Genomic DNA, 25,141 nt, shown 5'->3' on the forward strand with positions numbered 1-25,141 from the left:
CAAGCCCGCTCCCACAGTTTGAACGGTGTTCGGCTCTAGTTTTTGGCTTCGCTGATGATCTGGCGAATCGCCCCCACAAACGCCTCGGCCGGCTGGCCACCGCTGACCGCGTACTGGTCGTTGAACACAATAGTCGGCACCGAGGTCACCCCACGAGAGGTCCACAGTTGCTCCTGCTCGCGCACCTCGGCGGCGTACTCATCCGAGGCCAGAATCTCGGCGGCGCGCTGGACATCCAGGCCGACGCTTTCGGCGATGATCGCCAGGGTCGCGTGGTCGGAAGGGTCCTGACCATCAGTGAAGTACGCCTTGAACAGCGCTTCCTTGAGGTTGTACTGCAAGCCTTCCAGCCCGGCCCAATGCAACAGGCGGTGCGCATCGAAGGTGTTGTAGATACGGCTCTGGCCATCGGTGCGAAAAGCAAAGCCCAGCGCGGCGCCCATGTCGCGGATGCGTGCGCGGTTGGCCTGGGATTCTTCGGCGCTGGAGCCGTATTTTTCGGTGATGTGCTCGACGATGTTCTGCCCCTCGGCGGGCATGTTCGGGTTCAGTTCGAACGGCTGGAAACGGATCTCGGCCTGCACCTCGCCGCCGAGCTGGTCAAGGGCTTCGGTCAGGCCGCGCAGGCCGATGATGCACCAGGGGCAGGACACGTCGCTGACGAAATCGATTTTCAGGGGAGTACTCATGGTAGGCAACCTCGCTGCTTGAATGTGCCGCAAAGGTTGCACGATACACCAATGTCACAGCAGCTTCGCAGGCGCCACCGGATCAATCTGCGCCCAGTGCGCCGCATCTTCGCGATGGGCTTGCAGGTACGGCAACACCGCCGTCAGCAGCGGCGCCTTGAACGCCTCCTGGAAACGATGGGCCATGCCGGGAATCAATTTCAGCTGGCTGCCCTGGATATGCGCCGCCAGGTGCACGCCGTGCATCACCGGCAACAACGGGTCGGCGGTGCCATGCACCACGAGCGTCGGCACGCGCAACTGGTTGAGCAACGGCACGCGGCTCGGTTCGGCGAGGATTGCCATGATCTGGCGCTTGACCCCTTCGGGGTTGAAGGCGCGGTCGTAGGACAGCGCCGCCTGGTGCAGCAGCGCCTGGCGATCGTCCTTCACGTTCGGGCTGCCGAGCGCTGCGAGCAAATCGGCCTGCTGTTCCAGCGCCACTTCACGGTTGGGCGCGCTGCGGCGTGACAACAATTGCACCAACGCCGCATTCGGCGCCGGCAGGCCTTCGGCACCGGAACTGGTCATGATCAAGGTCAGGCTTTCCACCCGTTGCGGTGCCATGGCGGCCATGTGCTGGGCGATCATGCCGCCCATGCTCGCGCCCAGGACGTGGAATTGCTCGATTTGCAGCGCGTCCATCAAGCCAATGGCGTCATCGGCCATGTCGGTCAAGGTATAGGGCGCCGCCACCGGCAGGCCGAGCTTGTAGCGCAGCACTTCAAAAGTCAGGTTGGCATTGGCCGGCGCCTGGCGCCAGGTCGACAGGCCGACATCGCGGTTGTCGTAGCGGATCACCCGAAAACCTTGCTGGCACAGCGCGACGACGACTTCGTCGGGCCAGTGGATCAACTGCCCGCCCAGGCCCATCACCAGCAGCAAGGCCGGATCGGACGCACGGCCGATGCTCTGGTAGGCGATGCTCACCTGAGCCAGGTCGACCGTTTGGGTCGGGACATTGACGTCACATCGAGAAGCCGCAAAAGACGGCAGGCCGAACAATAAAGCGGCCAGTAAAAGCAACACGCGCATGAAAAACACCGAAACGCAGAACCCCAGTAGAGCGCGAGTCTGATGAAGTTTGTTCAAGCGCGCTGCCACACTTCCATGACAGTTTGATGAAGAGTGCCCAGCGGTCGAGATCGACATGCCCGGCAACATGAGACAAACTCACGCAGTCCAACTTCGTCACAAATTGTCTTCATGGAGAGCCCGTGCTCGAGATCCGTCACCTCAAGACCCTGCACGCCCTGCGCGAAGCCGACAGCCTGGTGGAGGCCGCCGAGCGCCTGCACCTGACGCAATCGGCGTTGTCCCACCAGTTCAAGGAGCTGGAGGAGCGTCTGGGCATGCAGTTGTTTGTGCGCAAGACCAAGCCGCTGCGCTTCACCAGCGCCGGCCTGCGCCTGCTGCAACTGGCCGACGCCACCCTGCCGCTGCTGCGCGGCGCCGAGCGCGATATTGCGCGGCTGGCGGGCGGCACGGCCGGGCGCTTGCACATGGCCATCGAATGCCACAGTTGCTTCCAGTGGCTGATGCCGACCATCGACCAGTTCCGTGATGCATGGCCGGAAGTCGAACTGGACCTGGCGTCCGGCTTCGCTTTCGCGCCGCTGCCGGCCCTGGCTCGCGGCGACCTGGACCTGGTGGTGACCTCCGATCCGCTGGAACTGCCGGGCATCACTTATGTACCGCTGTTCACCTACGAAGCCATGCTGGCCGTGGCCAACCAGCACGCGCTGGCGAACAAGGCGTACATCGTGCCCGAAGACCTGCTGAGCGAAACCCTGATCACTTACCCGGTCGAACGCGACCGCCTGGACATCTTCACCCGCTTCCTGGAACCGGCCGACGTGGAGCCGGCCCAGGTGCGCACCTCGGAATTGACGGTGATGATGATGCAACTGGTGGCCAGCGGCCGCGGCGTGTGCGGCATGCCCCACTGGGCGCTGCATGAATACAGCTCGCGCGGTTACGTGAAGGCCAAGCGCCTGGGCGAGAAAGGCTTGTTTGCCACGCTGTATGCGGGGATTCGTGCGGACATGCTGGATGCGCCGTATATGCGCGACTTTTTGCTGACGGCCAAGGACACGTCGTTTTCGACGTTGGATGGGGTGAGTGCGGTGCGCTAGAGGCAATTTCGAAAACAGCGCAGGTCATCTATGGGAGCTGGCTTGCCTGCGATAACGGTGTGTAGTGAGCAAGCCCGCACACACATTGGATAGGGTTCCCAAATTCGAATCTCAGTCGGCCTGCAACTCGCGCCACATGTGGATCTTATCGAAGTAGTCGACGCCCACCCGCACCGCCAAGGGCTCCAGGCCGTACTGGATGAAGCCGCAGCGCTGGTACAGGGCGAAGGCGGCGTCATTGCCGGCGGTGACGGTCAGCTGGATCAGCTTGAGGTGGGGCTGCCCGCGCGCTTCCTCCAGCGCCGCCTCGACCAACTGGCGACCCAGGCCCTGTTGCTGCCGGGCTGCGTTCACGTACATGCCGAACAGGGTGACTTTGTGCCGCGCCTTTTCACGCGGTTCGAACGCCAGGCCGACAATGCCGGCCAGTTCGTTCTCGACAAAAGCGCCGAGCAACCGGTCCAGCGCGCCGCCCAGGCGTTTTTCCCACCAGCTCAACGGCATGGCCGCACGTTCGGCCACGCTGGACGTGAACGCCTGGGGATAGGCGTCATACGCTTGCAGCATCAAGGCTCGATACGCCTCGGCATCGCTGGCCACCAAGGCGCGAATGATCACGCTGTCAGCGACTGGCGATAAAACGGCAGGATCAGGTCACGTGTCAGGGGCGCCAGCAGCAAACCGCCGTCGCCGGTAGGGTCGATCCAGCGCACCTCTTCAATCTCGGCTGCGGGCGTGACCGGTCCGTCGATCCGCACCAGGAACAACTCGGCTTGTACGGTGAACCCCGGCTCGTTGGCCGCCGGCGCCGAAAACCGGCCAAGGTAGCGTGCGTCGCCCGGCGCAATGCGCAGGTTCAGCTCTTCGTGCAGCTCACGGGCCAGCGCCTCGGCGGCCTGCTCGCCCGCGTCGATCTTGCCGCCGGGCTGCATGAAGGCCTGGGTGCCGCGCTTGCGCACCAGCAGGGTCTGGCCGTCGCTGCCGATCAGGACGGCGGCGGCGATGCGGATAAGCGAAATGTTCGTCACAGGTCAGCGGTCTCTTCGGGTAGTTTGATAAATACGCTGTACTTCGCGCCCTCCATCGCCTCGAAGGCAATCAGCTTGTCCACCAGCGGCAGGTTCAGCACCTTGCCGGCGTTGAGCAGCAGCATGCCGTTGTCGGCGTTGAGGTTGCGCGCCAGGACCATGCCGGCTTCCAGCTCGCGGGTGGTCAGCACCTTGACCGCCGGGTCGCCCAGCGTCACGTCACTCAGGAACGCGGCACAGGCCAGGACGAAGTCCTCGATCAGCTCCGGGTCATACAGGCGCCCGGCATATTTGCGGATGTACAGCAGCGCTTCGTCACTGTTCATCTGCCGCTCGAGGATAAGGCCCTTTTGCAGTTCGATGAAGTCCACCGCCAGTTTCAGCAGGCGCGAACCGAACGGGATCGCGTCGCCCTTGAGGTGGTCGGGGAAACCGCTGCCGTCCCAGCGCTCCTGGTGATGACGAATGATGCGTGCCGCGTCCTTCATCGGCTCCAGGGTCATCAGCAGCGACTCGCTCTGGGTCGGGTAACCGCGATATTGCTCGCGGTCGGTGCTGTGCAGCTTGTCGGACGGGGCGACCAGCATGCTGTCGTTCCAGCTCAGCTTGCCGATGTTATAAAGCGCGGCCGCCATGGTCAGGTCGCGCGTGCTTGCTTCATCCATGCCCTGGGCCTTGCAGTAGAGGCGCACCAGCTCGATCAACGGGCGGTTGGTCTGCTTGTCCCTGGGCAAGCGCAAGTTGGCCAGCAACGAAAACACCTCGGTGCCCGTCGCGTAGCTGCGCTTGAGTTCTTCGTAGGCCAGGTCGAGCATGTCGGCGGTCTGCTGCAACTCCGAGGTGCGCGATACCACGCGTTTTTCCAGGGTCGCGTTCAGCACCTTGAGCTGTTCGTTCTGCACGTGGGTCAGGCGCTCAAGCCGCTGATGTTCCAGGGCCTGCTGCAGGATCAGCTTCAGCTCATCGTCGTTCCAGGGCTTGGCGATATAACGGTGGATCTGCCCTTCGTTGATCGCCTTGATGATCGTCGGCACGTCGGCGTAGCCGGTGAGCAGGATACGGCTGGTGGCGGGATACAACCGATGGACTTCGGCCAGCAACTGCGCGCCGTCCATGCCCGGCATGCGCGCGTCGCTCATGACCAGGTCGACGGGCCGCGCCGCCATTATTTCCAGGGCCTGGGCGCCACTGCCGGCCAGCACGACGTCAAAGGGCTGGCCGCGCAGCAGGCGACGCAGGCTGTTGAGGATCGACTCTTCATCGTCGACCAGCAAAACGGTGGGAGGTGTGTGGGGGAGCGTAGCGAGTTGTTCATCCATGCCTACTGCGCCTTCGAATTAACTGAAAAATTGAGCCGAACCGGTCCTGTGCGCCATGACGTCTTCCTCGCTTGACGCGCGCGGTTGATTTGACGCCAACTGGCCGTCGATATCAAGGCAGTTCGACTATGCTGTCACAGCAGGTCAGCGGTGCAGCCAGGGAAGGCCAAGGCTACCTGTTCAGTCAAGCTGCTGCAGCACTGGCGCCCGATCAATACCCCCACGCTTGCAAGGAGTGCTCGCTTGAGCGACGTCTCACCCTACCGTCCCGGCCTGATACTGAGCCTGTGGCTATGCCTCGGCATGCCGCTGATGGCCGCGCCGTTGGATGAAGCGCTCAAACCCTTGCCCGCGGTGCCGGCGCTGGACCCGGCCAAGGTCGAGCTGGGCCGCCAACTGTTCAACGAGCCGCGCCTGTCGGTGAATAACACGCTGTCCTGCGCCAGTTGCCACCGCCTGGAATCCGGGGGCGCCGACAATAAGCCGTTCTCCATCGGCGTCGATGGCAAGCCGGTAGACACCAACACGCCATCGGTTTTCAACGCCAGCCTCAACTTCAAGCAATTCTGGAATGGCCGCGTCGACACGCTGGAGGCACAGGTGGAACACGTCGTCATCAGCCCCGTGGAAATGGGCAGCGACTGGAACACTGTGGTGCACAACCTCTCCGCCCTGCCCGCCTACCAGACCGCGTTCAAACAGGCCTACCCCGATGGCCTCACCGCCGCCAATGTGCAAAACGCCCTGGCCACCTATGAACGCACGCTGTTGACTCCCCATTCACGGTTCGACCAGTACCTGCTGGGCGATACCGACATCCTCACGACCCAGGAAAAATACGGCTACCAACGCTTCAAGGACTACGGTTGCATCGCGTGCCACCAGGGCATCAACATCGGCGGCAACATGTTTCAGAAATTCGGCGTCATGGGCGATTACTTCAAGGCGCGCGGCAACCCGGTCGAATCGGACCTGGGCCGTTACCTGCTGACCCAGGATGAAGAGGACCGCCACGTGTTCAAGGTGCCGAGCCTGCGCAACGTCGCGGTCACTGCGCCATATTTCCATGATGCGTCGGCCAAGACCCTGGAGGAAGCGGTCGACGTGATGTTCAGGTACCAGTTGGGGCGCAATCCAACCCAGGAAGACAAGGATCTGATCATCCTGTTTCTCAGGACCCTGACCGGCGAATGGGCAGGCAAGCCGCTATGAGCATACCGTCATGAGCCTGTCCCGCCGCCGCATCACCCAACTGTTACTGGGCCTGGCCACCCTGTTGCTGGCCTCGACGCTGGTGTACCTGTACGTTAAATCTTCCCGCGACCAGACCGCCGGCTATACCCATTCGCGGGATTTGATCCGCCAGCTCCAACAACTCAATGCGCAATGGGACAGCGAAGTGCTCAAGGCGCGGATCGCGCTTACCCACGACTACGACCCGCTGGTCGCGCCGCTCGCAGAAATGACCCGGCTATGGGCCAGCCTGGACAGCCGCGAGACCTACCACAGCCCCGAAGACCTGACCCGCTGGCAAGCCAGCCGGGACGCCTACCAGGCGGCCATCCAGGAAAAAGCCCGGTTGGTCGACCGGTTCAAATCCCACAATGCGGTGCTGCGCAATTCGCTGGCTTTTTTACCGACCGCCGAGGACGACATCCAGGCGCAGTTCAACCGCTTCAATGAGCAAGACCGCCTGCATCTGCAGGGCGTGGCCACCGACACCTACGACCTGCTGCTCAGCAGCCTGGAGTTCGCCCAGGTCACCAGCGACGAGCGCGCCGCCGATATCCTGGTGGGCCTGGGCAAACTGGCGATCAACAAGGAGCGTTTGCCCGCCGACTTCCAGGCGCCCGTGGAGATTCTGAGCAACCATATTGCGTTGATCCTGCGCGAACAGCCGGTGGTCAACGGCTTGCTGGAGCGCATTGCCGCGGTCCCGGTGGCCGAGCGCCTGGACGAACTGACCACGCATCTGGATCAGGACCAGCAGACGGCTGACCTTATCGACCACCAATACCACCGTTACCTGCTGGTTTTCTCGACCCTGCTGGTGGCGCTGTTGCTTTACCTGGCGGTACGCCTGCTGCGCAGTTTCGCCGAAATCAACCGGGTCAACCGCGCCTTGCATGCGGCCAATGAAACCCTGGAACAGCGCGTGGAGCGACGCACGCAACAGCTCAAGGATGCGCAAAGCGAACTCATGGACAGCGCTCGCCAGGCCGGCATGGCGGAGATCGCCACTAACGTGCTGCACAACGTGGGCAACGTGCTCAACAGCGTGAATATCTCCGCCGACCTGGTCACCCGCAAGCTGCGCAGCAGCAAGGCGTTGGGCCTGGGCAAAGCCATGCAGTTGATCAACGAACACCAGAGCGACCTGGGCCGCTTTTTCACCGAGGATGAAAAGGGCAAGCTGCTGCCCGGTTACTTGAACCAGTTGGTCGAGGCGATCGCCGTCGAGCAGCAAGGGATGGCCGAGGAACTGGCGCAATTGAGCAAAAGCATCGACCACATCAAAGACATCGTCTCCACCCAACAATCCTATGCCGGCGCGGCCACGCTAAAGGAAGCGCTGCATATCGGCGCGCTGATGGACGACGCCTTGCGCATGAACGAAGGGTCGCTGAGCCGGCACAATGTCACGGTGGTCAAGCATTACGCCGAGGTGCCAGAGATCCTTGCAGATAAACACCGCTTGCTGCTGATCATGGTCAACCTGATCAGCAACGCCAAACAGGCCATGTCCAACCTGTCCAATGGGCCGCGGCAAATGACCCTCAGGGTTCAGCCGCTGGAGGACGGCACCTTGCAGATCAGCGTGAAGGACGAGGGTGAAGGCATACCCGTAGAAAACATGACCCGAATCTTCACGCACGGCTTCACCACCCGCAAGGAAGGCCATGGCTTCGGCCTGCACAGCTGCGCCCTGGCCGCCGTGGAAATGCATGGCCAGCTCAGCGCCCATAGCGACGGGCCGGGCCAAGGCGCGGTGTTTACCTTGACGATCCCTCTTACCCTTGCCGGAAGCCCGACATGAACCAACCTCCCAACCGGCGCATCCTGTTGATCGACGACACGCCCTCGATCCATGATGATTTTCGCAAGATCCTGATGCCAACCGCTGAAGCGAACCAGCTCCTGGATGACATGGAATCGGCGCTGTTCGGTGACACGGCCAAGGCCCAGGCCCAGGTTTTCGAATTGCACTCGGCCTATGGCGGCGAAGAAGGCCTTGGCCTGCTGACCACCGCCATGACGCAAAAATGTCCCTACGCGCTGGCCTTTGTCGACATGCGCATGCCCCAGGGCTGGGACGGCGCCCGGACCATCGAAGAGCTGTGGAAAGTCGACCGCGACCTGCAAGTGGTGGTATGCACCGCGTACTCGGACTATGCCTGGGAAGACCTGCTGGAACGCCTGCACGGCCATGATCGCCTGCTGATCCTGAAAAAACCCTTCGACAACATTGAAGTCCAGCAGATGGCCAACACCCTGGCCAATAAATGGGACATGGCCCGCCGTGCTTCGCTGCAAACCGCCCACCTGGAGCATTTGGTGGAACAACGCACGCAAGCGCTGCAACTGGAAATCGACGAGCGCAAGCACCTGGAAAGCCAACTGGTGCAGTCGGAAAAACTCGCGTCGCTGGGGCAACTCGCGGCGGGTGTCGCCCATGAGATCAACAACCCGGTGGGCTTCATTTCTTCCAACCTCAGCACACTGGACGGCTACTTCACGCAGTTGCAACAGATACTGCAAGCCTATCAAGGCGCCGAGCCGCTGATCGCGGCACCGGAGCAGCGCGACCAACTCAAGGCGCTGCGTACCGAACTCGAACTGGATTTCCTCACGGAAGACATTCCGATCCTGATCAGGGAATCCAAGGAAGGCATCGGTCGGGTGGTGCAGATCGTCAAGGACCTGAAGAACTTTTCACGGGTGGACAACGACCAGACCTGGCAATTTGCGAACCTGCAGCAGGGCATCGACTCGACGCTGAACATCGTTGCCAGCGAGCTCAAATACAAGGCCGATGTAGTCAAGAACTACCAACCACTGCCGGAAATCGAATGCCTGGCCTCACAACTCAACCAGGTGGTGATGAACCTGGTGATCAACGCGGCGCAAGCCATGGGCCCGGAGCGCGGCATCATTACCATCAGCAATGGCGTGGAAGGCGAGAACATCTGGCTGGAAGTGGCGGACAACGGCTGCGGGATCGCCCCTGAAGCACTGCAGAAAATCTTCGACCCGTTCTTCACCACCAAACCGGTGGGCGAGGGCACGGGGCTGGGGCTGTCGCTGTCGTACGGCATCGTCAAGAAACACGGTGGCACGATCGCCGTCAGCAGCGAACCGGGCAAGGGCACCACGTTTCGGGTGGTGTTGCCGATCCGGCAGACGGCGGCGTAGGACACAAGAAACCCGGGGTTTAACGGGTCCAAACCGACTTACATAACCTCATGCGCAATGCGCAATTCGTTCGACTTCCTTGAAAATCTGCGCACCTTTGGCAATTTCGGCAGTACGCAGATCATAGGCAGTCTGCAAGTTCAACCAAAACTGCGCGGATGTTTCCAATGCAACGGCCAAACGTAGAGCGACGTCCGCGCTGATACTGCGACGCATCAATACGATGTCATTCACTGTCGGCGCGGAAACATGCAGCGCCCGCGCCAGGGCGGCGGCAGTGATGCCCAATGGCTCCAGGTACTCTTCCTTGAGAATTTCTCCGGGGTGCACAGGTCGCATTCCGTTCTTCAACATGATTCACCTCAGTGGTAATCCACAATTTCAACGTTTTCCGGACCGTTAGGCCCCCAAATGAAACAGATCCGGAATTGACCATTGATTCGGATACTGTATTGCCCCTCTCTGTCACCGCACAACTGCTCCAGCCTGTTGCCTGGCGGTGACCGCAGTCAGCAAGTTCAACGGCTGCGTCAAGCATGCTCAGCTTTCGCTCCACCACCAAAACAATGGCAGACCAGCGCCGGGTTCGACCGGTTTCAAAAAGGGTCTTGGTATGGCTGCATTTGAAGCTTCTTATCATCGCTTAATGCTTAACGTTATTCGTTAAGAAGACTGTACAGGGGTTTCTGAGATATTCAATAGGCAGTTGAAAAGACACAGGTATGTAATGACGAGTGGTTGGTACACATAAAAAAGCCGCTCTAGAAACCAGAGCGGCCTTCGACTGAGTCCTGCAAGCGTCACTCCTCGGCTTTTTTCGGACTCGACCCAAACGAAGCAAACCGCTTGTTGAACCCGGCGATGCGGCCTTCGGCCTGGGTTTTACGTTGCTGACCGGTGTAGACCGGATGCGAAGCGCTGGACACATCCAGGGGAATATAAGGGTAGGTGTTGCCGTCACTGTGGGTGTGGGTGCGATCGCTGTCGGCGGTGGAGCCGATCAGGAAGAACACGTCGGCAGCGGTGTCGTGGAACAGCACGGTACGGTAGTCGGGATGGATGCCAGGTTTCATAAAGCCTCCGGGGCGTCTGGGTGCACTTGATGCGTTATACAGTAACACAAATCATGCACCCAAACGAGAACCGATTGCAATAAGCATAGAGCGCGTGGGCCTATGCGGCTTCCTGGAAATCCATCTCCGGTGGCTGCTGCGAGAAGCCACGGGTGAGTACGCCCAGGTAAACCAGGCCGATCGCCAGCCAACCCAGGCCGAGATACATGGCCAGATGATCGAGGCTGATCATCAGCCACAGGTCCGCCAGCAGGCCGATGGCCGGGAATACCAGGAACAGGATCAACTCCCGCACGCCGCGCTGCTTGGCGCCGATCCAGTAGTGAAAGATCACCGACAGGTTGACCAGGCTGAACGCCAGGAACGCACCGAAGTTGATGAACGACGTGGACGTGGTCACATCCAGCTTCAACGCCAGCAGCGCCACGACCGCACACAACAGGATGCTGTTGACCGGCGTGCCGAAGCGCGCATGCAAGGTGCCGAAGAACGACTTGGGCAACACGCCGTCGCGGCCCATGGCGAACAACAGGCGCGAACCGCTGGCCTGGGCCGAGAGCCCCGATGCGAACTGGCCAACGATCAGGCCGATCAGGAAGACCGACACAAACAAGTCGCCACCAATATTGCGCGCGATTTCATACGCGGCCGAATCCACGTTAGTGAACTCGAACGACGGATGCGCGACCTGCACAAAGTAGGACACCGCCACGAAGATCAGCCCGCCGATGAGGGTAATCAACATGATCGCTCGGGGGATGGTGCGACGCGGGTCACGGGTTTCTTCGGTGAGGGTACTGACCGCGTCAAAGCCCAGGAACGAATAGCAGGCGATGGCCGCGCCGCTCATGATCAATGGCATGTGCATCTGGCCGTTGAAGAACGGCGTGATTGTCCACAGTGGCTTGCTCGGATCGCCGCCGATGTAGTGGATGCACAGCGCCACGAAGGCGATCAATACCAGGAACTGCACCAGCATCAGCAAGGCATTGATGCCATTGGCCAGCTTGAGGCCGACGATATTGATGGCGCTGGTGACGCCGATGAACGCCAATACCCAGACCCACTGCGGCACCGTCGGGAATGCGGAATTGAGGTACGCCGCGCCGATCAGCCAGATGGCCATGGGCAGGAACAGGTAATCGAGCAATACCGCCCAACCGGCAATAAACCCCAGCTTGGGGCTGATGGCCTTGCGCACGTAGGTGTAGGCGGAACCGGCCACTGGAAAGGCCGAGGCCATGCGCCCGTAGCTCATGGCGGTGAAAAACATCGCCACCAGCGCCGCCAGGTAAGCGGCGGGCACCATGCCCGCCGTGGATTGCGCCAGGATGCCGAAAGTGCCGAGCACTATGATCGGCGTCATATAAGCGATGCCGAACAGCACCACCGACCCTAATGACAGGGTGCGTTGCAAACGAGCCATGGGTAATTCTCCGCGCGATTATTAGATTTATGGCAGAACTGAAGTGGGTAAAGCGTCTGTCGTTGTTCTTATGGTCTGTAGTGAGCGGGCTTGCCCTCCAGCGCGGGGCAAGCCCGCTCACTACAGGGTCAGGGTCAGCATTCATTTGGGGATCAGCAGCTCGCGCGTCCCATCGCTGCGCTCGATCACCTCACCCGGCAATTTCAAGCGCTGGTCGTCCAGGTAGCGGTAGTCCTGGCGCGCCGCCGCCAGTTGGTCGAGATCCAGTTCAACCGTGAATTGCCCTTCCTCACGCCCGGCCTCGAACAGCAGCGTGCCGAACGGGTCGACCAAGGCACTGCCACCGGCGAACAACAACCCGCCATCGCCCTCTTCCACGCGGTTGACCATCAGCGCAAACGCCTGGTTTTCCTGGGCGCGGGCCATGATCGCGGTGCGGTGTGTGGGGCCGTACGGGTCCATGTTGCCATTGGTGACGATCAGCAGCTCGGCGCCCAACTGCGCATTGGCGCGGGCGCTTTCCGGGAACTCGATGTCGTAGCAGATCAACAGGCCGACGCGTACGCCATTCCAGAGGCAGGTGGCATAGCGATCGCCTGGGCTGAAGACCCCGCGATCAGAGGCCCACAGGTGGGTCTTGCGATAACGCAGGGCAATCCCTTCGGGCGTGATCAGCAAAGTGGTGTTGTAGAATTGCCCGCCATCGCGCTCGGCCGTGCCGATCACCACCGCGATATTGCGTGCGCGGGCGGCGTCGATCACGGCCTGCACGGTGGGGCCATCCAGCGGCTCGGCGACGTCGGCGACGGTCTCCGCCGACGGGAAGCCCATCAAGTGGGTTTCCGGGAAGACGATCAGTTGCGTATCGGCCGCCGCGGCAGCGATCGCCGCCAAGGCCCGCTCAAGGTTGTAAGCTGTACCGTTATCACGGCCCGCCAACTGGGCAAATTCGACCTTCATGGGTATTCCTTGTTCTGTGTACGTGCCGCAGTATGCGCAGGCGCAACCGGCCAGGGAATCACGCGGCGGGGGTAACCCGATAGGGGTAGATCAATGACCATGTCGCTGCAGGACATCGCCTGGCACCGTTCGGTGGGGCAAATGATAGACGCCCTGGACCAGCCCAATTTCTGGACCCAGCTTGTGCGTCTGCTGGACCAGTACGTGCCGTTCGACAGTTGGGTGGTGTTGCTGTTCGCAAGCCAACATCGCCCGCTGGTATTCGCAGAATGCCCAGGCGCCGACGGCGCGCCCGATCATTTGTTCCAGGACTATCTGAACGGCCTGTACCTGCTTGACCCCTTCTATATCGCCAGCCGCGAACACACGCGCACCGGGCTGTTTCGCCTGGCCGAAGTGGCGCCGGAGCACTTCGAACTCACCGAGTACTACCAGCGCTATTTCCGCCTGAACGTGGTGGCCGATGAAATCCAGTTCAATTGCCACCTGCCGGATGGGCGTACCCTGTGCCTGTCCCTGGGCTCCAGGCAGCATTTCGACCCGGCGCAAATTGCCCTGCTGTCGCTGATCCAGCCCTGGGTGCTGGGCCTGCTGCGCCAGCGCCTGCCCTATGAACTGAACCAGGTCAGCGCCCCGCAGCCGCCGATCCCGAATGATGGCTGGGGCGCGCAGCTCACTGCCCGCGAGCTGGATGTGGGGCGCTTGATGCTCAGCGGCTGCTCCAGCAAGGAAATCGCGCGCAAGCTGGAAATCTCCGTTGAAACCGTGAAAGTCCATAAGAAACACATGTACAGCAAGCTGGGGATCAAATCCCAGTCAGAGCTGTTCTCGATCTTTCTACAGGCGCAAACCGCCTAGCCGATGAGTCCGAACCCAGGAACCCCGTATGAGCCTGTCTTTACTGAGCCGTTACGCCTTCTTTGCCCTGTGCGTCGTCTTCACCCTCGCCAGCCTTCCCTTCATCGGGCATGAATGGCTGTGGCCCTTCACCCTGATCACCGGCGTACTGAGCCTGATCGGCATTTTCGACCTGCTGCAAAGCCCCCACGCGGTGCGCCGCAACTACCCGATCCTGGGCAATATCCGCTACCTGGTCGAAGCCATTCGCCCGGAAATCCGCCAATACCTGCTCGAATCCGACAGCGACGCCCTGCCCTTCTCCCGGGCCCAGCGCTCGCTGGTCTATTCGCGCGCCAAGAATGAAACCGCCGACAAACCCTTCGGCACCCTGATCGACGTGTACCAGTCCGGCTTCGAGTTCATCGGCCACTCCATGCGCCCCGCGCCGCTCAGCGACCCCAGCGCCTTTCGCGTGATGGTCGGCGGCCCACAGTGCACGCAGCCGTATTCGGCGTCGGTGTTCAATATCTCGGCGATGAGCTTCGGCTCACTGAGCGCCAACGCAATTCGCGCGTTGAACCAGGGCGCCAAGCTGGGCAATTTCGCCCACGACACCGGCGAAGGCAGCATCAGCCCCTACCACCGTGAACATGGCGGCGACCTGACCTGGGAACTGGGCAGCGGCTACTTCGGCTGCCGCACCAGCGACGGCCGTTTCGACCCGGAACGCTTCGCCGTGCAAGCGCAGGACCCGCAGGTGCGCATGATCGAAATCAAGATGAGCCAGGGCGCCAAACCCGGCCATGGCGGAATCCTGCCCAAGCACAAGGTCACCCGGGAAATCGCCGACACCCGCGGCATCCTGATGGGCGAAGACTGCATCTCGCCTTCGCGCCACAGTGCGTTTTCCACCCCGCTCGAGCTGATGCAATTCATCGCCCAACTGCGCGAACTGTCCGGCGGCAAACCGGTGGGTTTCAAGTTCTGCCTGGGCCACCCGTGGGAGTTCATGGGCATCGCCAAGGCCATGCTCGAAACCGGCATCCTCCCCGACTTTATCGTGGTCGACGGCAAGGAAGGCGGCACCGGCGCCGCGCCGGTGGAGTTCACCGACCATATCGGCGTGCCGCTGCGCGAGGGCCTGCTGTTCGTGCACAACACCCTGGTGGGCCTGAACCTGCGTGACAAGATCAAGCTCGGCGCCAGCGGCAAGATCGTCAGCGCGTTCGACATCGCCAGCGTCCTGGCCATCGGCGCCGACTGGGCCAACTCGGCGCGCGGCTTCATGTTTGCCATCGGCTGCATCCAGTCGCAAAGCTGCCACACCAATAAGTGCCCGACCGGCGTCGCCACCCAGGACCCGTTGCGCCAGCGCGCCCTGGTGGTGCCGGACAAGGCCCAGCGCGTGTTCAATTTCCACCGCAACACCCTCAAGGCGTTGGCGGAAATGCTTGCCGCTGCCGGTCTCGATCATCCGTCGCAGCTATCGGCCAAGCATTTGGTGCGGCGTATGTCGGCGAGCGAGATCAAGTTGTTTTCGCAGTTGCACGTGTTCCTCAAGCCTGGGGAGTTGCTGACCGGGGAAGTGAACGGCGCGTTTTATTCGCGCATGTGGCAAATGGCGCGGGCAGATAGTTTTGAGCCGCTGGAAGTCGTGGCGGCCTGATCCAGGCCCTACTCAGCCTGCCCGCCTTGGGCAGGCAATCGAGACATTCAGAAATACCCAGCCTTTTGCAATTGTTTAAAAATACCGCCAACCTGCGCCCGCCCAAGCGTGGCGTTTAAATCAGCCACGCCCCGTTGTCATCAATAAACCTTTTGTTCAAGAGCCCGCTGCCATGCTGAACGGACGCGACCCGCGCATCGATTTTTTTCGGGGCCTGGCGTTGATCTTCATTTTCTGGGATCACGTGCCCCACAACCCCCTCGGCCAGATCACCTTGCGTAACCTCGGTTTCAGCGATGCGGCGGAGGTGTTTGTGTTCCTTGCCGGTTTTGCCTCGGTGATGGCCTACGGCAAAGTGCTGCAACGCGAAGGCTACTGGATGGCCTGCCTGAAGATCCTGCGGCGCACCTGGGTGCTCTACGTGGTGCACATCTTTTTGCTGGCGATGCTGATGGGCATCGTATTTTTCGCCAACAGCCATGTAGAAACGCGCGACCTGGTGCAAGAGATGGGCATGACCCATTTCATCACGCATCCGCAGCAAGCCCTGCTCGATGAACTACTGCTGCGCTTCAAGCCCAACCTGATGGACCCGTTGCCGCTGTACATCGTGTTGCTGGCCAGCCTGGCGCTGGTGTTGCCGTTGATGCTGCGCAACGCCTGGGCGGTAGTGGCGGTGTCATTGACGGTGTACCTGCTGGCGCCCTGGATGGGCTGGAACCTGCGGGCCATCGAAGATGGCGTGTGGTATTTCAACCCGGTGACCTGGCAATTGCTGTTTGTGCTGGGCGGCGCGGCGGCGATTCGCAGCGGGCAACCCAGGCCGCTCGACACCCGCCCCTTGCCGCGCCAGCCGCTGTTCATGGCCGCGCTGCTGTACGTGCTGGTGACCGGCATCATCACCCTGTCGTGGCGCTGGCCGCACTTGCATGACGCGGTGATGCCAAGCCTGATAAGCGACCTGATCTACCCGATCAGCAAGACCGACCTGTCGCCCGTGCGCCTGGTGCACTTCCTCGCCCTGGCCTACGTCACCGCCAAGCTGCTGCCCGGCACCGGCTGGACGCACAACCCGGTGGCCGCGCAAGTGTGCCGCATGGGCCGTTATTCCCTGGAGATTTTCTGCCTGGGCGTGCTGCTTGCGCCGCTGGCCGACATGCTCAATGCCATGGCCGGGGATGCGCTGGCGATGCAACTGCTCACTGCCTGGGTGGGGGTGATGCTGATGGCGGCACTGGGCGCCTGGCTGGAATTCAATAAACGTCTGAGCCTGCCCCGCGCTACATAGCTAGCGCCCGCCGCACACGGGCAGGTGCTTCCATTTCCTTCCACATTTCCCAGTGAAAGGAAGCGGCACATGCCCGACCCATCTCCCGTCAACGGCCTGACCGGCCACTTGCAGTCCAGCGAATCCTGGGGCCGCCAACAGGCCCTGGAACTGCTGCGCCAGAACCTCACGCAGAACCTCAGTACCCTGACGCTCACGCAACAGCGAGAGTATGTGCGACTGCAACGCGAAGCCCTCACCGCACACCATGCGGTGCAAGCCGAAAACGCCGCCTTGGTTGAAGGGTTCACGACCAAGGGCCTGGCTCAATTGCGCAACAAGCTCGGCGGCCTCGACCCCCAGGCGGTCTTCCTCAACACCCGCTACCTGGAAAAGCTCGAGACACCCTTACCCTGGGAGCGCAGCAGCGTCGCAAACGGTTTGGGGCGCTCGCCGCGCTTTCGCCGCGCTGTCGACGAATGGCAATATCGCACCCATGTATCCAGGCTTTCGTTGTGGGACGCCGCGTGCCTGAATTTCGATTTCAACACCGGCACTCCCCAAGCCTCGGGACACAGCTTTGTGAACGCGTCCTACCTCACCGGGGCGGATGAAAAACAGCTGAGCGTCAGCCAGTTTATCGCCATCAGCCGCGAACTTGACCTCGGCGGCCAGTTGCACACCACCCTCATCCAGGCCCTGGGCGAAGGCGGCAAAATGGCCGGCCTGATTGAAACCAGCGCACGCCAGCACCTGCTGTTCGAAGCGCTGGAAGCCTATCGCAACCGCGCCAGCACAGGCGTGGACCAACACCTGTACGAATCTCTGGTGGGCGCCATCGACGGCAGCGGCGCCGCCTTGGCGTTCGACACCCTGAGCATGGACCTGGACTTGACGATCCTGCCCGCCGTGCCGTTCACGCCCTCGGGCAACCGGGTCGCTGTGCCGCTGTTGCTGATCCAGGTGGGCAGCCTGGGCGTGGTGTCGTATTTCCCATTTCGTCCTACTGGCGCCTTGCGTTATCACAACGACGCCAAAACAGCCGGTGCGCACTTCGTTGCCGACCTCAAGGCCAGCTATAGCGATGGCGACCTGGGCTGGTTTTCGCGGCAATTGCCGGTCACCGAAATCAACCAGTTCAAGCGCCTGCTGCACCAGGAGCCTCGTCCGAAAGGCCTGAGCCTCGTCGCCGGTTACCTCTACGATGCTTTCCATGCGCTGTTCCCCGCCAAGACCCTGGACCACCTGCACTTTGTCAAAGACCCGAAGCCCGCCCGCACGCCAACCCTGGTGCAAGCCCTCGCTCTTCGCCATATCCAGCAATACCAGGCCAACCTGAGCATGCTCGCGACCCAGCGCTCGGAACGCGACCTGCAAGGCGTGATCGACGGTACCGCGTCGATCGCCAACGAGATCATGGAACTGCTGATGACGCCAATGCCCAGTGGCGTCAGCGGCTTGAACCGCGTGATGCAGGCGGTGGTGTTCGGCAATCTTGCCTACAGCCTGATCATAGGCACTAACGAAGCCGCCAAGGGCCAGGCCAGTGATTTCGCCGCCGCCATGGCCGATGTCGCGGACCTTGCGATCAATGGCCTGCTGATCTCCACCGCCGGGCGCGTGCACCGCCAGCGGATCGAACGCCTGATGCAGCGCCTGGGCGACCCGCGCAAAGTGCTGCACGCCGACGGCACCGAGAAGCTCTGGAAGCCCGATATTCACCCCTATGCCATTGCCGACCAGCGCCTGCTCGATGGCCGCATGCCCAATGCCCAGGGCCTGTACCTGGTCGACGCAGAACACTACGCACGTATCCAGCAAGGCGAGCAACAGATTGTCGCCAGCGTGCGCCCCGACCCCAAGACCATGGGCTTTGTGCTCAAGACCAAAGATGGCAACGGCTTCGCGGCACCGATTGTATTCGAGCCCAAACGCCAGGCATGGGTATTGGACCTGCATGGCGCCGGCCAACTCTCCGACACCCGGTTGCTCGCGCAGCTATTACCCGAGGGTGACGCCCCTGTGCCGGACACACATTTGCACAGCCTGTTGCGCAGCACCGGCGTATCGCGCGACACCCTTGAGCGCATTTGGGCGGGCGAGCCTGCGCCGGTCAACCTGATCGAAGCGAGCCGGCGCGTTCAGGTCGATCGATTGATCGAGCAACTGGGCCGTGATTTCCATCGTAGCGGCGCGATGCCTGCCCATGCCGACAGCGTCGTCTTGAGCCTGCTGACCCAGCTCCCTACATGGCCGGCCAAGGCGGTCATCCATGTGTATGACACCAGCGCCAACCTGCTGCAAAGCCATGCCGCGAACGACAGCGCCCAGCAGCCAATCAACCTCAAGCGCAAGGCCGACGGCAGCTACATCGCCCTGGATGCACCGGACACCAGCGTGGCCACCCAGGAGTCGCTGTTCGAATTGATCCTGCGCCAGCAGCCAGCCACCTCAACCCTCGGCAAAGAGGGCAGCCCGCAACTGAGCGAGGCCCAGCGCATATCGCGGCTGCGCGTGCAGATCAGCGCGCTGGCCAACCGTGAGCGCATCGCGCTGTTCACGGCCCTGACACGTTACGCAGGGGTTGCGCGGCACCAAGTACCGACCGACGACGCAGCGCGGGTATTCGTGCCGGTCAAGGCAGCATCCAGCAACGTCGACGTCACCCCGTTACTGAGCAAACTGCACATAGAATTCGCGCCCTTGACCCCCTCCAATCTCAAGCGGTTACTGGAGCAAAAGCCGCTGAGCGAGGCGCAGCAAACGGCCTACCTCAAGCACGCGCAGTTACCCCGCGCAGTGCGCGAACACTTCGAACAGCATCGCACGGCACTGCGCATCGATGCCGTGATCGATGGCCTCTACCACGCCCGAGCGTACAACCCTGACACCGATCTGTGGGCACGGGAATTCACCCGCAGCCTGTTGCTTGAACGCCTGGATCGCCACTTAGTGGTCACCGAAATGGCGAATGGGTCGCCCAAGGATCGCTACCAGAGCAGCGGGCCCGACGACACCACTGTGGAACTGCTGCACTACGGCAACGGCCGCTATGAAGCCTACGACATGCGCAACGCCGGGCCGATTCCGGTGGCGCCGCCGGTGGACAGTTTCTACCTGGCCATCGCTTCGGTGCTGCAACCCCATGAACGCACCCTGCTGGGCATGACCAGCGCCACGAATGCGCAAGGTCTGCGCACGACCCTTGGCGACGTGATGAGCGAACGCCGCAGCCCCGCCGGCCTGGTCAGCCTGCTCGACGCATCGCTGGGTCAATACCAGCAGAACCCGCTGCTGCCCGGCGATCTGCACGCCAACCCCGAAGGTCTGTACGAATGGCAAGGCAACCTGCTACTGCCCTTGTACGGCGCGTTCTACCCGGTGATCCACGACCCGGCGGTGGGCAAGTGGCGCCTCAAACACCCGCGCAAAGTCGGCGTCGACACCCCGCGGCTGACCCACAACCGCCACGGTGCCTGGCGCCTGGAGAGCGAAAACCCGCTGGCCTGGGACGATCACCACCTGTTCTCGCGCCTGGGCAGCGGCGACTTCAACGTCGACCAGACAACAGCCGAGCGCATCCTCAAGCTCACCGACACCCCGGCCCGCGCCTTGCGAGAAGTGCATTGCGCCAACCTGGCGCCGCCCCCGCTGCTCAAAGACAGCAGCAAGCGCTTTGCGATCGAGCGGCAGATCCTGCATTTTATCCAGACCATGAGCGCTTACTCGGCCGGTCGCACGGCACGGCCTTCGCTGCAATTGCTGCTGGTTTGCGCCTTGCCGCAATGGCCGCAAAGCCACGTGCTGCAAATCCACGACGACAGTGGCCGTACGGTGTCGCATTACCCGGCAGCCAATGCCGACGCAGTGCACAAGGTGCGGCTGTCGCAAGCGCAAAGCCGCAGCCTCGAACCGCTGCTCACCCTGGTGCGCGACGATGCCCTGACCCGCGCCTTGCTCGGCGAACTGCCCGAAGGCCAGGCCGAGCGCCTGTTCAAGCTCGCGCAAAAAATCGCCGAACACGCCGACCGTGAGCGCACCCAGCTATTCGACACGCTCTACACCCAGAGCGAACGCAGCGCCAACGACCTGCACAACCGCTTGCGCCACCACCATCCGCAGTTGCCCGCCAGCGCGATCCAGGCCCTGCTCGACCAAGCCAGCCCCGTCGAACTCAAGGAGTTGCAGGACAAGGACCGCGTACCACTACGCCTGAAAGAACAAGCACGGCTGACCGGCAATGATGCGCGCCTGAACCGGGCCTTCGAAGGCCTGTACCTGACGACTCTGTACAACCCCGACAGCGAAAAAATCATGCTGCATGCACTCAAGCATCTTGCCGCCTGGCCAGCCGAGGTGCGCCTGGACGTTCACCAGGGCAGCGCCGCCGGGCCACTGCTGGAAAGCGCCGGGGTGTTGGCGGGCAGCGAGCGCAAACGGCTTGCACGGGTGGATGGGCGCTATCGGGCCTACGACGCAGAAGGCGCACTGATCAATGACCTGGGAGCGCCCGCCACTGACCTGCTCACCGCCCTCTGGCGCGTATTGAGTGACCCTCAACGCGAAGCCCTGGGCCTGGACGACAGCGGCGACGTGACAGCCCTGCGTGAGTCAATTGCCGATTGGGCGCTGAATCAGCGTATCGCGATCAAAAGCCTGCTCGGCTTGCCGCACATCCCTTATTGGCTGCAACCGCCGATGCAGGTTCACAGCTCATTTGTCGCCTACCCCTTCAGCCTGAGCAACCTGTGGCCGTTCGGCGGCGGCCAGGCGATCGACCTGGTGAACAAGACGCGCGAGCTGTTCCCGCAAATGGATCGCTTTACCGCCCAGCAATTCATCGATTCCCTGGGGATGAGCGAACCGGCGGCGCTGCTGGAACTGGATCGGCGCAAGGCGCAATACCAGGCGCTTGAATTCGGCCTGGAACGCTGGGCAACCGCCGAGCATGCCAACGACCCCGAAGGCCTGTACCTCGGGCATCGACGCTTGGCCGCGCAGAACATTTTGCGCGCCTGGCGCAGGGAGACGCGCCGGGTCATTGCCAACGGCCTGTTCGATGCTCACACCCTGGAGTTGCAATTCAACGGCAACCCGTGGCCGGATGCAGACTTCATCCTGAGCACCCGTGGTTTCGAACACATTGAGTACCTGAAAATTTCCGGCAACGGCTTTCCGGCCAACGCAGACGCCTTCCTCGGTAAATTCTCCCATCTCAAGGCACTGACCCTGGACTGCATGCTCACTCACCTGCCTGACAGCATCACCGCCATGACCCAACTGGAACACCTGGAACTGAGCGACAACCTGATCGTCCTCACCGAAGACTCACGGCGGCGCCTCAACGGGCTGACGCACCTGGAAGTGCTGAACCTGGACGGCAATCCCCTGGGATTGACGCCGGACGTCTCTGGCATGCAGCAACTGCGCAACCTGGAACTGCAACGAACCGGCATCAGCCAATGGCCCATCGGTGCCGAGCGAATGACGCACCTGCACAGCCTGCTGCTACAGGAAAACGAGATCAGCCATGTGCCCGAAGCGCTGTTCACCGACCCCGGCATGCGCCAGGCCAACCGTGGCACCGTGCTGCATGGCAACCCCTTGAACGCCGCCAGCCTGAACCGGTTGACCGAATACAACCTGCGAACCCGCATGTCGCTCGGCGGCCTGTTACCTGGCACCCTGCATACGCCCGCTTCCCCTGACGACGTCGACAAGTGGCTGCTGGGCGTGCCCACGGTCGACCATGCACAACGCAGAACCGTCTGGGAGCAACTGCGCAACCATGAAGGCGCCAGCCCCAACGATGCGTTCCAGGTATTGCGGGATTTGGTGAAGGCCTACGATTACCAGCACAACACCCACGCCTTTGTCGCCCGCGTGTGGCGCCTGCTTCAGGGCATGGCCGAATCCCATGAGCTTCGCGAAGATATCTTCCTCAACACCTATGTCTCCGGCACCTGCGGCGATGGGGCGATCCTGGTGTTTATCGATATGGAACTGCGGCACAAGCAGTTCCAGGCCATGGCACAACCCAGCTCCCACCAGGCCGACCGCGAACTGCTCGCCCTGGCCCACGGCCTGTTTTACCTGCGCCGGCTCGATCAGTTGGCCGAAGACCACTTGCGTCGGCTGCGCTTCGCCGGCGGCAGGCCCGATGACGCAGAGGTCAAGCTGTACCTGCGACTGCACTTCGCTGAGGACTTCAACCTGCCGATACTCAAGGAAAATCGCCTGTACAGCCCGGGCAGCGCGCTGACCGAGCAGGACCTGGCGGATATCCGAGGCACCATGGAGCAAGTGAAAGCCTCCAACGAAGTGGAGGATTCAGTGCGCAAGGAGCCGTTCTGGATCAAGTACCTGGCGCGCAATGTCCCGCAACCCTTCGCCACTCTCGAGGATACGGCGCGCGCCAAACTTGACGCGTTGAAGCTGGAAATCCCCGATACCCTGTCGCTGGAGTATCAGGAACGTCGCCAGTCCATCAAGGAGGTCACGGCCGCCGAACATGAGCGCCTGGTCGACCAACTGACCCGTGCGGCCCAAAGCGGGACGCAACGGGCCGATAACCCTCAGGCCGATTGACGGGCAGTCGCAACGGTATCGGTCGGTTGCAGCTTGAACACGTAGAACAGCACGGTCAGCAGCACCAGGAACGCCGGCCCCACATACAGCGCCACGCGGGTGTCCGGGAAGTAAGCCATCAGCCCGACCACCAGTACCAGGAACGCCAGCGCCAGGTACGAGCTGACCGGGAACAGCCACATGCGGTACTTGAGCCCGGCCCGCTCGGCGGGGCTCAGGCCATTGCGGAACTTGAGCTGGGCCAGCAGGATCATGGCCCAGGTCCAGATCGCGCCGAAGGTGGCAATCGACGTCACCCAGACGAAGACTTTTTCCGGTACCAGGTAGTTGAGCAACACGCCCAGCAGCAAGGCAAAAATCGACAGCAACAGCGCCTTGCGCGGCACGCCATTGCTTGAAGTGGTGCCGAAAGCGGCCGGCGCCTGGCCGTTCTGCGCCAGGCTGTAGAGCATGCGCCCGGTGCTGAAGATGCCGCCGTTGCATGACGACAGCGCGGCGGTGATCACTACGAAATTGATAATGCCTGCGGCGGTCTTGATGCCCAGGCGCTCGAAGGTCATCACGAACGGGCTGCCCTGGGTGCCGATTTCGTTCCACGGGTAGATCGACAGGATCACGAACAGCGCGCCGACGTAGAACAACAGGATGCGCCAGAACACCGAGCCGATGGCGCTGGGGATGGTCTTCTGCGGGTTGCGCGCTTCACCGGCGGTGAGCCCGATCATCTCCACGCCCAGGTAGGCGAACATCACCATCTGCAACGACATCAGCACACCGGTCACGCCATTGGGCATGAAGCCGCCGTGGGTCCACAGGTTGGAAATGCCCAGGGCCACGCCGTCATTGCCAAAGCCGAACGCGATAATGCCGACGCCGCCGACGACCATCGCAATGATCGTGACGATCTTGATCAGCGCGAACCAGAATTCGAATTCACCAAAGGCCTTCACGGCGATCAGGTTGATCGTACCCATGCTGATCAAGGCCGCCAAGGCCCAGATCCAGCGCGGCGTGTCCGGGAACCACACGCCCATGTACACCGCCACGGCGGTGATTTCCGCGACGCAGGTCACCAGCCACAGGAACCAGTAGTTCCAGCCGGTGAGAAAGCCCGCCAAGGGGCCGAGGTAGTCCTGGGCGTAACGGCTGAACGAACCGGCAACCGGGTTGTGCACGGCCATCTCGCCAAGGGCGCGCATGATCACCAGGATCGCCAGGCCGCCAATGATGTACGACAGCATGATCGCCGGGCCGGCCATTTCGATGGCCTTGGCCGAGCCGAGAAACAGGCCGACGCCAATACAGGCGCCAAGGGCCATGAGGCGAATATGGCGTTCACCGAGTTCGCGCTTGAGCGGGCCGCCTTGAGCGGTGTCGTCATGGGGCAGGGGTTTGCCAACGGGCATAGGGGTACAACCTCATCTTGTTATTGGAATGTCCCTTGAGTTTCCAATGCCCGGGCGGGTAAGCCTGGCGCACAGTCGAAACCGGGCCGTCTCATGGACGGGGCCGTCTTGCCAGGCAAGATCAACGGGACGTGCAGTATAAAAAGGCTCACAGAGGGTCTTTCACCATATAAACCGGACAATTCAGTGAAAAGATCCAAAATCATGCGATAAAACAGGTGTGTATCACCTGTTTTGGCGGGCGCCGAGTATTACACAGCGCAATGCGTGCGGACAAAAACCAGCGCGCGCA

The 25,141-nt window shown here is 61.9% G+C and carries 18 protein-coding genes and 1 pseudogene; 8 read left to right on the forward strand and 11 right to left on the reverse strand.

All coding sequences use genetic code 11. The features are described 5' to 3' along the window. Nucleotides 1–35: 35 nt before the first annotated feature. Together H0Z09_RS16735 and H0Z09_RS16740 are read right to left on the reverse strand one after the other, a co-directional pair. A complete protein-coding gene (locus H0Z09_RS16735) occupies nucleotides 36–689 on the reverse strand; it encodes a DsbA family oxidoreductase (protein ID WP_186691512.1) in 654 nt (217 codons plus the stop codon). 54 nt (nucleotides 690–743) lie between these two features. Continuing rightward, entirely contained in the window at nucleotides 744–1,763 is a 1,020-nt protein-coding gene (locus tag H0Z09_RS16740; RefSeq protein ID WP_186691513.1) for an alpha/beta hydrolase, read from the reverse strand. 182 nt (nucleotides 1,764–1,945) lie between these two features. Between H0Z09_RS16740 and metR the strand changes: the two genes are divergently transcribed. Continuing rightward, entirely contained in the window at nucleotides 1,946–2,863 is a 918-nt protein-coding gene (gene metR, locus H0Z09_RS16745) for a transcriptional regulator MetR (protein ID WP_076951379.1), read from the forward strand. 111 nt (nucleotides 2,864–2,974) lie between these two features. Here the strand turns inward: metR and H0Z09_RS16750 are convergent, their stop codons facing one another. From H0Z09_RS16750 to H0Z09_RS16760, 3 genes are read right to left on the reverse strand one after another with little or no spacing between them, the layout of a single operon-like run. Beyond that, a complete protein-coding gene (locus H0Z09_RS16750) occupies nucleotides 2,975–3,481 on the reverse strand; it encodes a GNAT family N-acetyltransferase (protein WP_186691514.1) in 507 nt (168 codons plus the stop codon). Continuing rightward, nucleotides 3,478–3,882 carry an NUDIX domain-containing protein gene (locus H0Z09_RS16755; protein WP_186691601.1) on the reverse strand — a complete coding sequence of 135 codons (405 nt, stop codon included), beginning with the start codon at nucleotides 3,880–3,882 and terminating at the stop codon, nucleotides 3,478–3,480. Before H0Z09_RS16755 ends, H0Z09_RS16750 begins: the two co-directional genes overlap by 4 nt. 5 nt (nucleotides 3,883–3,887) lie before the next feature. Continuing rightward, the gene (locus H0Z09_RS16760; RefSeq protein ID WP_186691515.1) at nucleotides 3,888–5,210 is read right to left on the reverse strand and encodes an HD domain-containing phosphohydrolase; all 1,323 of its coding nucleotides are present in this window, start codon (nucleotides 5,208–5,210) and stop codon (nucleotides 3,888–3,890) included. 243 nt (nucleotides 5,211–5,453) lie between these two features. Here H0Z09_RS16760 and H0Z09_RS16765 point away from each other — a divergent pair, with 243 nt between their 5' ends. The 3 genes from H0Z09_RS16765 to H0Z09_RS16775 are packed head-to-tail and all read left to right on the forward strand — an operon-like array spanning nucleotide 5,454 to nucleotide 9,623. Then, nucleotides 5,454–6,422, forward strand: coding sequence for a cytochrome c peroxidase (locus H0Z09_RS16765; RefSeq protein WP_186691516.1), 969 nt, complete (start codon nucleotides 5,454–5,456; stop codon nucleotides 6,420–6,422). A gap of 10 nt (nucleotides 6,423–6,432) precedes the next feature. Then, on the forward strand, nucleotides 6,433–8,247 hold the full coding sequence (locus H0Z09_RS16770) for a DAHL domain-containing protein (protein ID WP_186691517.1): 1,815 nt from the start codon (nucleotides 6,433–6,435) through the stop codon (nucleotides 8,245–8,247). Beyond that, nucleotides 8,244–9,623: an ATP-binding protein gene (locus H0Z09_RS16775; RefSeq protein WP_186691518.1), complete on the forward strand. Its 1,380-nt coding sequence runs from the start codon at nucleotides 8,244–8,246 to the stop codon at nucleotides 9,621–9,623. Before H0Z09_RS16770 ends, H0Z09_RS16775 begins: the two co-directional genes overlap by 4 nt. A 48-nt stretch (nucleotides 9,624–9,671) precedes the next feature. On the opposite strand, the gene H0Z09_RS16780 is transcribed toward H0Z09_RS16775, so the two are convergent. The 5 genes and pseudogenes from H0Z09_RS16780 to H0Z09_RS16800 all read right to left on the reverse strand — a co-directional run bounded on the left by H0Z09_RS16780 (nucleotide 9,672) and on the right by H0Z09_RS16800 (nucleotide 13,082). Further along, nucleotides 9,672–9,977: a HigA family addiction module antitoxin gene (locus tag H0Z09_RS16780; RefSeq protein ID WP_076951373.1), complete on the reverse strand. Its 306-nt coding sequence runs from the start codon at nucleotides 9,975–9,977 to the stop codon at nucleotides 9,672–9,674. An 8-nt stretch (nucleotides 9,978–9,985) separates the two neighbouring features. Continuing rightward, nucleotides 9,986–10,263, reverse strand: a pseudogene (locus H0Z09_RS16785) (type II toxin-antitoxin system RelE/ParE family toxin). 160 nt (nucleotides 10,264–10,423) lie between these two features. Next, complete coding sequence (locus H0Z09_RS16790; RefSeq protein WP_186691519.1) at nucleotides 10,424–10,696, reverse strand: type B 50S ribosomal protein L31; 273 nt, start codon at nucleotides 10,694–10,696, stop codon at nucleotides 10,424–10,426. A 100-nt stretch (nucleotides 10,697–10,796) separates the two neighbouring features. Then, the gene (locus tag H0Z09_RS16795) at nucleotides 10,797–12,122 is read right to left on the reverse strand and encodes an APC family permease (RefSeq protein WP_076951371.1); all 1,326 of its coding nucleotides are present in this window, start codon (nucleotides 12,120–12,122) and stop codon (nucleotides 10,797–10,799) included. Between the two features lie 141 nt (nucleotides 12,123–12,263). Next, a complete protein-coding gene (locus H0Z09_RS16800) occupies nucleotides 12,264–13,082 on the reverse strand; it encodes a carbon-nitrogen hydrolase family protein (protein ID WP_186691520.1) in 819 nt (272 codons plus the stop codon). 93 nt (nucleotides 13,083–13,175) lie between these two features. Here H0Z09_RS16800 and H0Z09_RS16805 point away from each other — a divergent pair, with 93 nt between their 5' ends. The 4 genes from H0Z09_RS16805 to H0Z09_RS16820 all read left to right on the forward strand — a co-directional run bounded on the left by H0Z09_RS16805 (nucleotide 13,176) and on the right by H0Z09_RS16820 (nucleotide 23,443). Continuing rightward, on the forward strand, nucleotides 13,176–13,940 hold the full coding sequence (locus H0Z09_RS16805; RefSeq protein WP_186691521.1) for a LuxR C-terminal-related transcriptional regulator: 765 nt from the start codon (nucleotides 13,176–13,178) through the stop codon (nucleotides 13,938–13,940). Nucleotides 13,941–13,968: 28 nt separating this feature from the next. Continuing rightward, the gene (locus tag H0Z09_RS16810; protein WP_186691522.1) at nucleotides 13,969–15,588 is read left to right on the forward strand and encodes an FMN-binding glutamate synthase family protein; all 1,620 of its coding nucleotides are present in this window, start codon (nucleotides 13,969–13,971) and stop codon (nucleotides 15,586–15,588) included. A 172-nt stretch (nucleotides 15,589–15,760) separates the two neighbouring features. Beyond that, the gene (locus H0Z09_RS16815; protein ID WP_186691523.1) at nucleotides 15,761–16,876 is read left to right on the forward strand and encodes an OpgC domain-containing protein; all 1,116 of its coding nucleotides are present in this window, start codon (nucleotides 15,761–15,763) and stop codon (nucleotides 16,874–16,876) included. 69 nt (nucleotides 16,877–16,945) lie between these two features. Beyond that, on the forward strand, nucleotides 16,946–23,443 hold the full coding sequence (locus H0Z09_RS16820) for an NEL-type E3 ubiquitin ligase domain-containing protein (RefSeq protein WP_186691524.1): 6,498 nt from the start codon (nucleotides 16,946–16,948) through the stop codon (nucleotides 23,441–23,443). Here H0Z09_RS16820 and H0Z09_RS16825 read toward each other — a convergent pair. Further along, on the reverse strand, nucleotides 23,431–24,849 hold the full coding sequence (locus H0Z09_RS16825) for an amino acid permease (RefSeq protein WP_186691525.1): 1,419 nt from the start codon (nucleotides 24,847–24,849) through the stop codon (nucleotides 23,431–23,433). The two genes, H0Z09_RS16820 and H0Z09_RS16825, sit on opposite strands and share 13 nt — an antisense overlap. Nucleotides 24,850–25,141: the final 292 nt, after the last annotated feature.

The sequence above is a fragment of the Pseudomonas sp. SWRI18 genome (assembly GCF_014268345.1).
GTDB lineage: Bacteria > Pseudomonadota > Gammaproteobacteria > Pseudomonadales > Pseudomonadaceae > Aquipseudomonas > Aquipseudomonas cedrina.

Excerpts from the sequence above, each read along its gene's own strand:
- H0Z09_RS16735 (WP_186691512.1), bottom strand. The coding sequence starts at position 689 with ATGAGTACTCCCCTGAAAATCGATTTCGTCAGCGACGTGTCCTGCCCC.
- H0Z09_RS16740 (WP_186691513.1), bottom strand. The coding sequence starts at position 1,763 with ATGCGCGTGTTGCTTTTACTGGCCGCTTTATTGTTCGGCCTGCCGTCT.
- H0Z09_RS16760 (WP_186691515.1), bottom strand. The coding sequence starts at position 5,210 with ATGGATGAACAACTCGCTACGCTCCCCCACACACCTCCCACCGTTTTG.
- H0Z09_RS16770 (WP_186691517.1), top strand. The coding sequence starts at position 6,433 with ATGAGCCTGTCCCGCCGCCGCATCACCCAACTGTTACTGGGCCTGGCC.
- H0Z09_RS16775 (WP_186691518.1), top strand. The coding sequence starts at position 8,244 with ATGAACCAACCTCCCAACCGGCGCATCCTGTTGATCGACGACACGCCC.
- H0Z09_RS16780 (WP_076951373.1), bottom strand. The coding sequence starts at position 9,977 with ATGTTGAAGAACGGAATGCGACCTGTGCACCCCGGAGAAATTCTCAAG.
- H0Z09_RS16790 (WP_186691519.1), bottom strand. The coding sequence starts at position 10,696 with ATGAAACCTGGCATCCATCCCGACTACCGTACCGTGCTGTTCCACGAC.
- H0Z09_RS16795 (WP_076951371.1), bottom strand. The coding sequence starts at position 12,122 with ATGGCTCGTTTGCAACGCACCCTGTCATTAGGGTCGGTGGTGCTGTTC.
- H0Z09_RS16800 (WP_186691520.1), bottom strand. The coding sequence starts at position 13,082 with ATGAAGGTCGAATTTGCCCAGTTGGCGGGCCGTGATAACGGTACAGCT.
- H0Z09_RS16805 (WP_186691521.1), top strand. The coding sequence starts at position 13,176 with ATGACCATGTCGCTGCAGGACATCGCCTGGCACCGTTCGGTGGGGCAA.
- H0Z09_RS16810 (WP_186691522.1), top strand. The coding sequence starts at position 13,969 with ATGAGCCTGTCTTTACTGAGCCGTTACGCCTTCTTTGCCCTGTGCGTC.
- H0Z09_RS16815 (WP_186691523.1), top strand. The coding sequence starts at position 15,761 with ATGCTGAACGGACGCGACCCGCGCATCGATTTTTTTCGGGGCCTGGCG.
- H0Z09_RS16820 (WP_186691524.1), top strand. The coding sequence starts at position 16,946 with ATGCCCGACCCATCTCCCGTCAACGGCCTGACCGGCCACTTGCAGTCC.
- H0Z09_RS16825 (WP_186691525.1), bottom strand. The coding sequence starts at position 24,849 with ATGCCCGTTGGCAAACCCCTGCCCCATGACGACACCGCTCAAGGCGGC.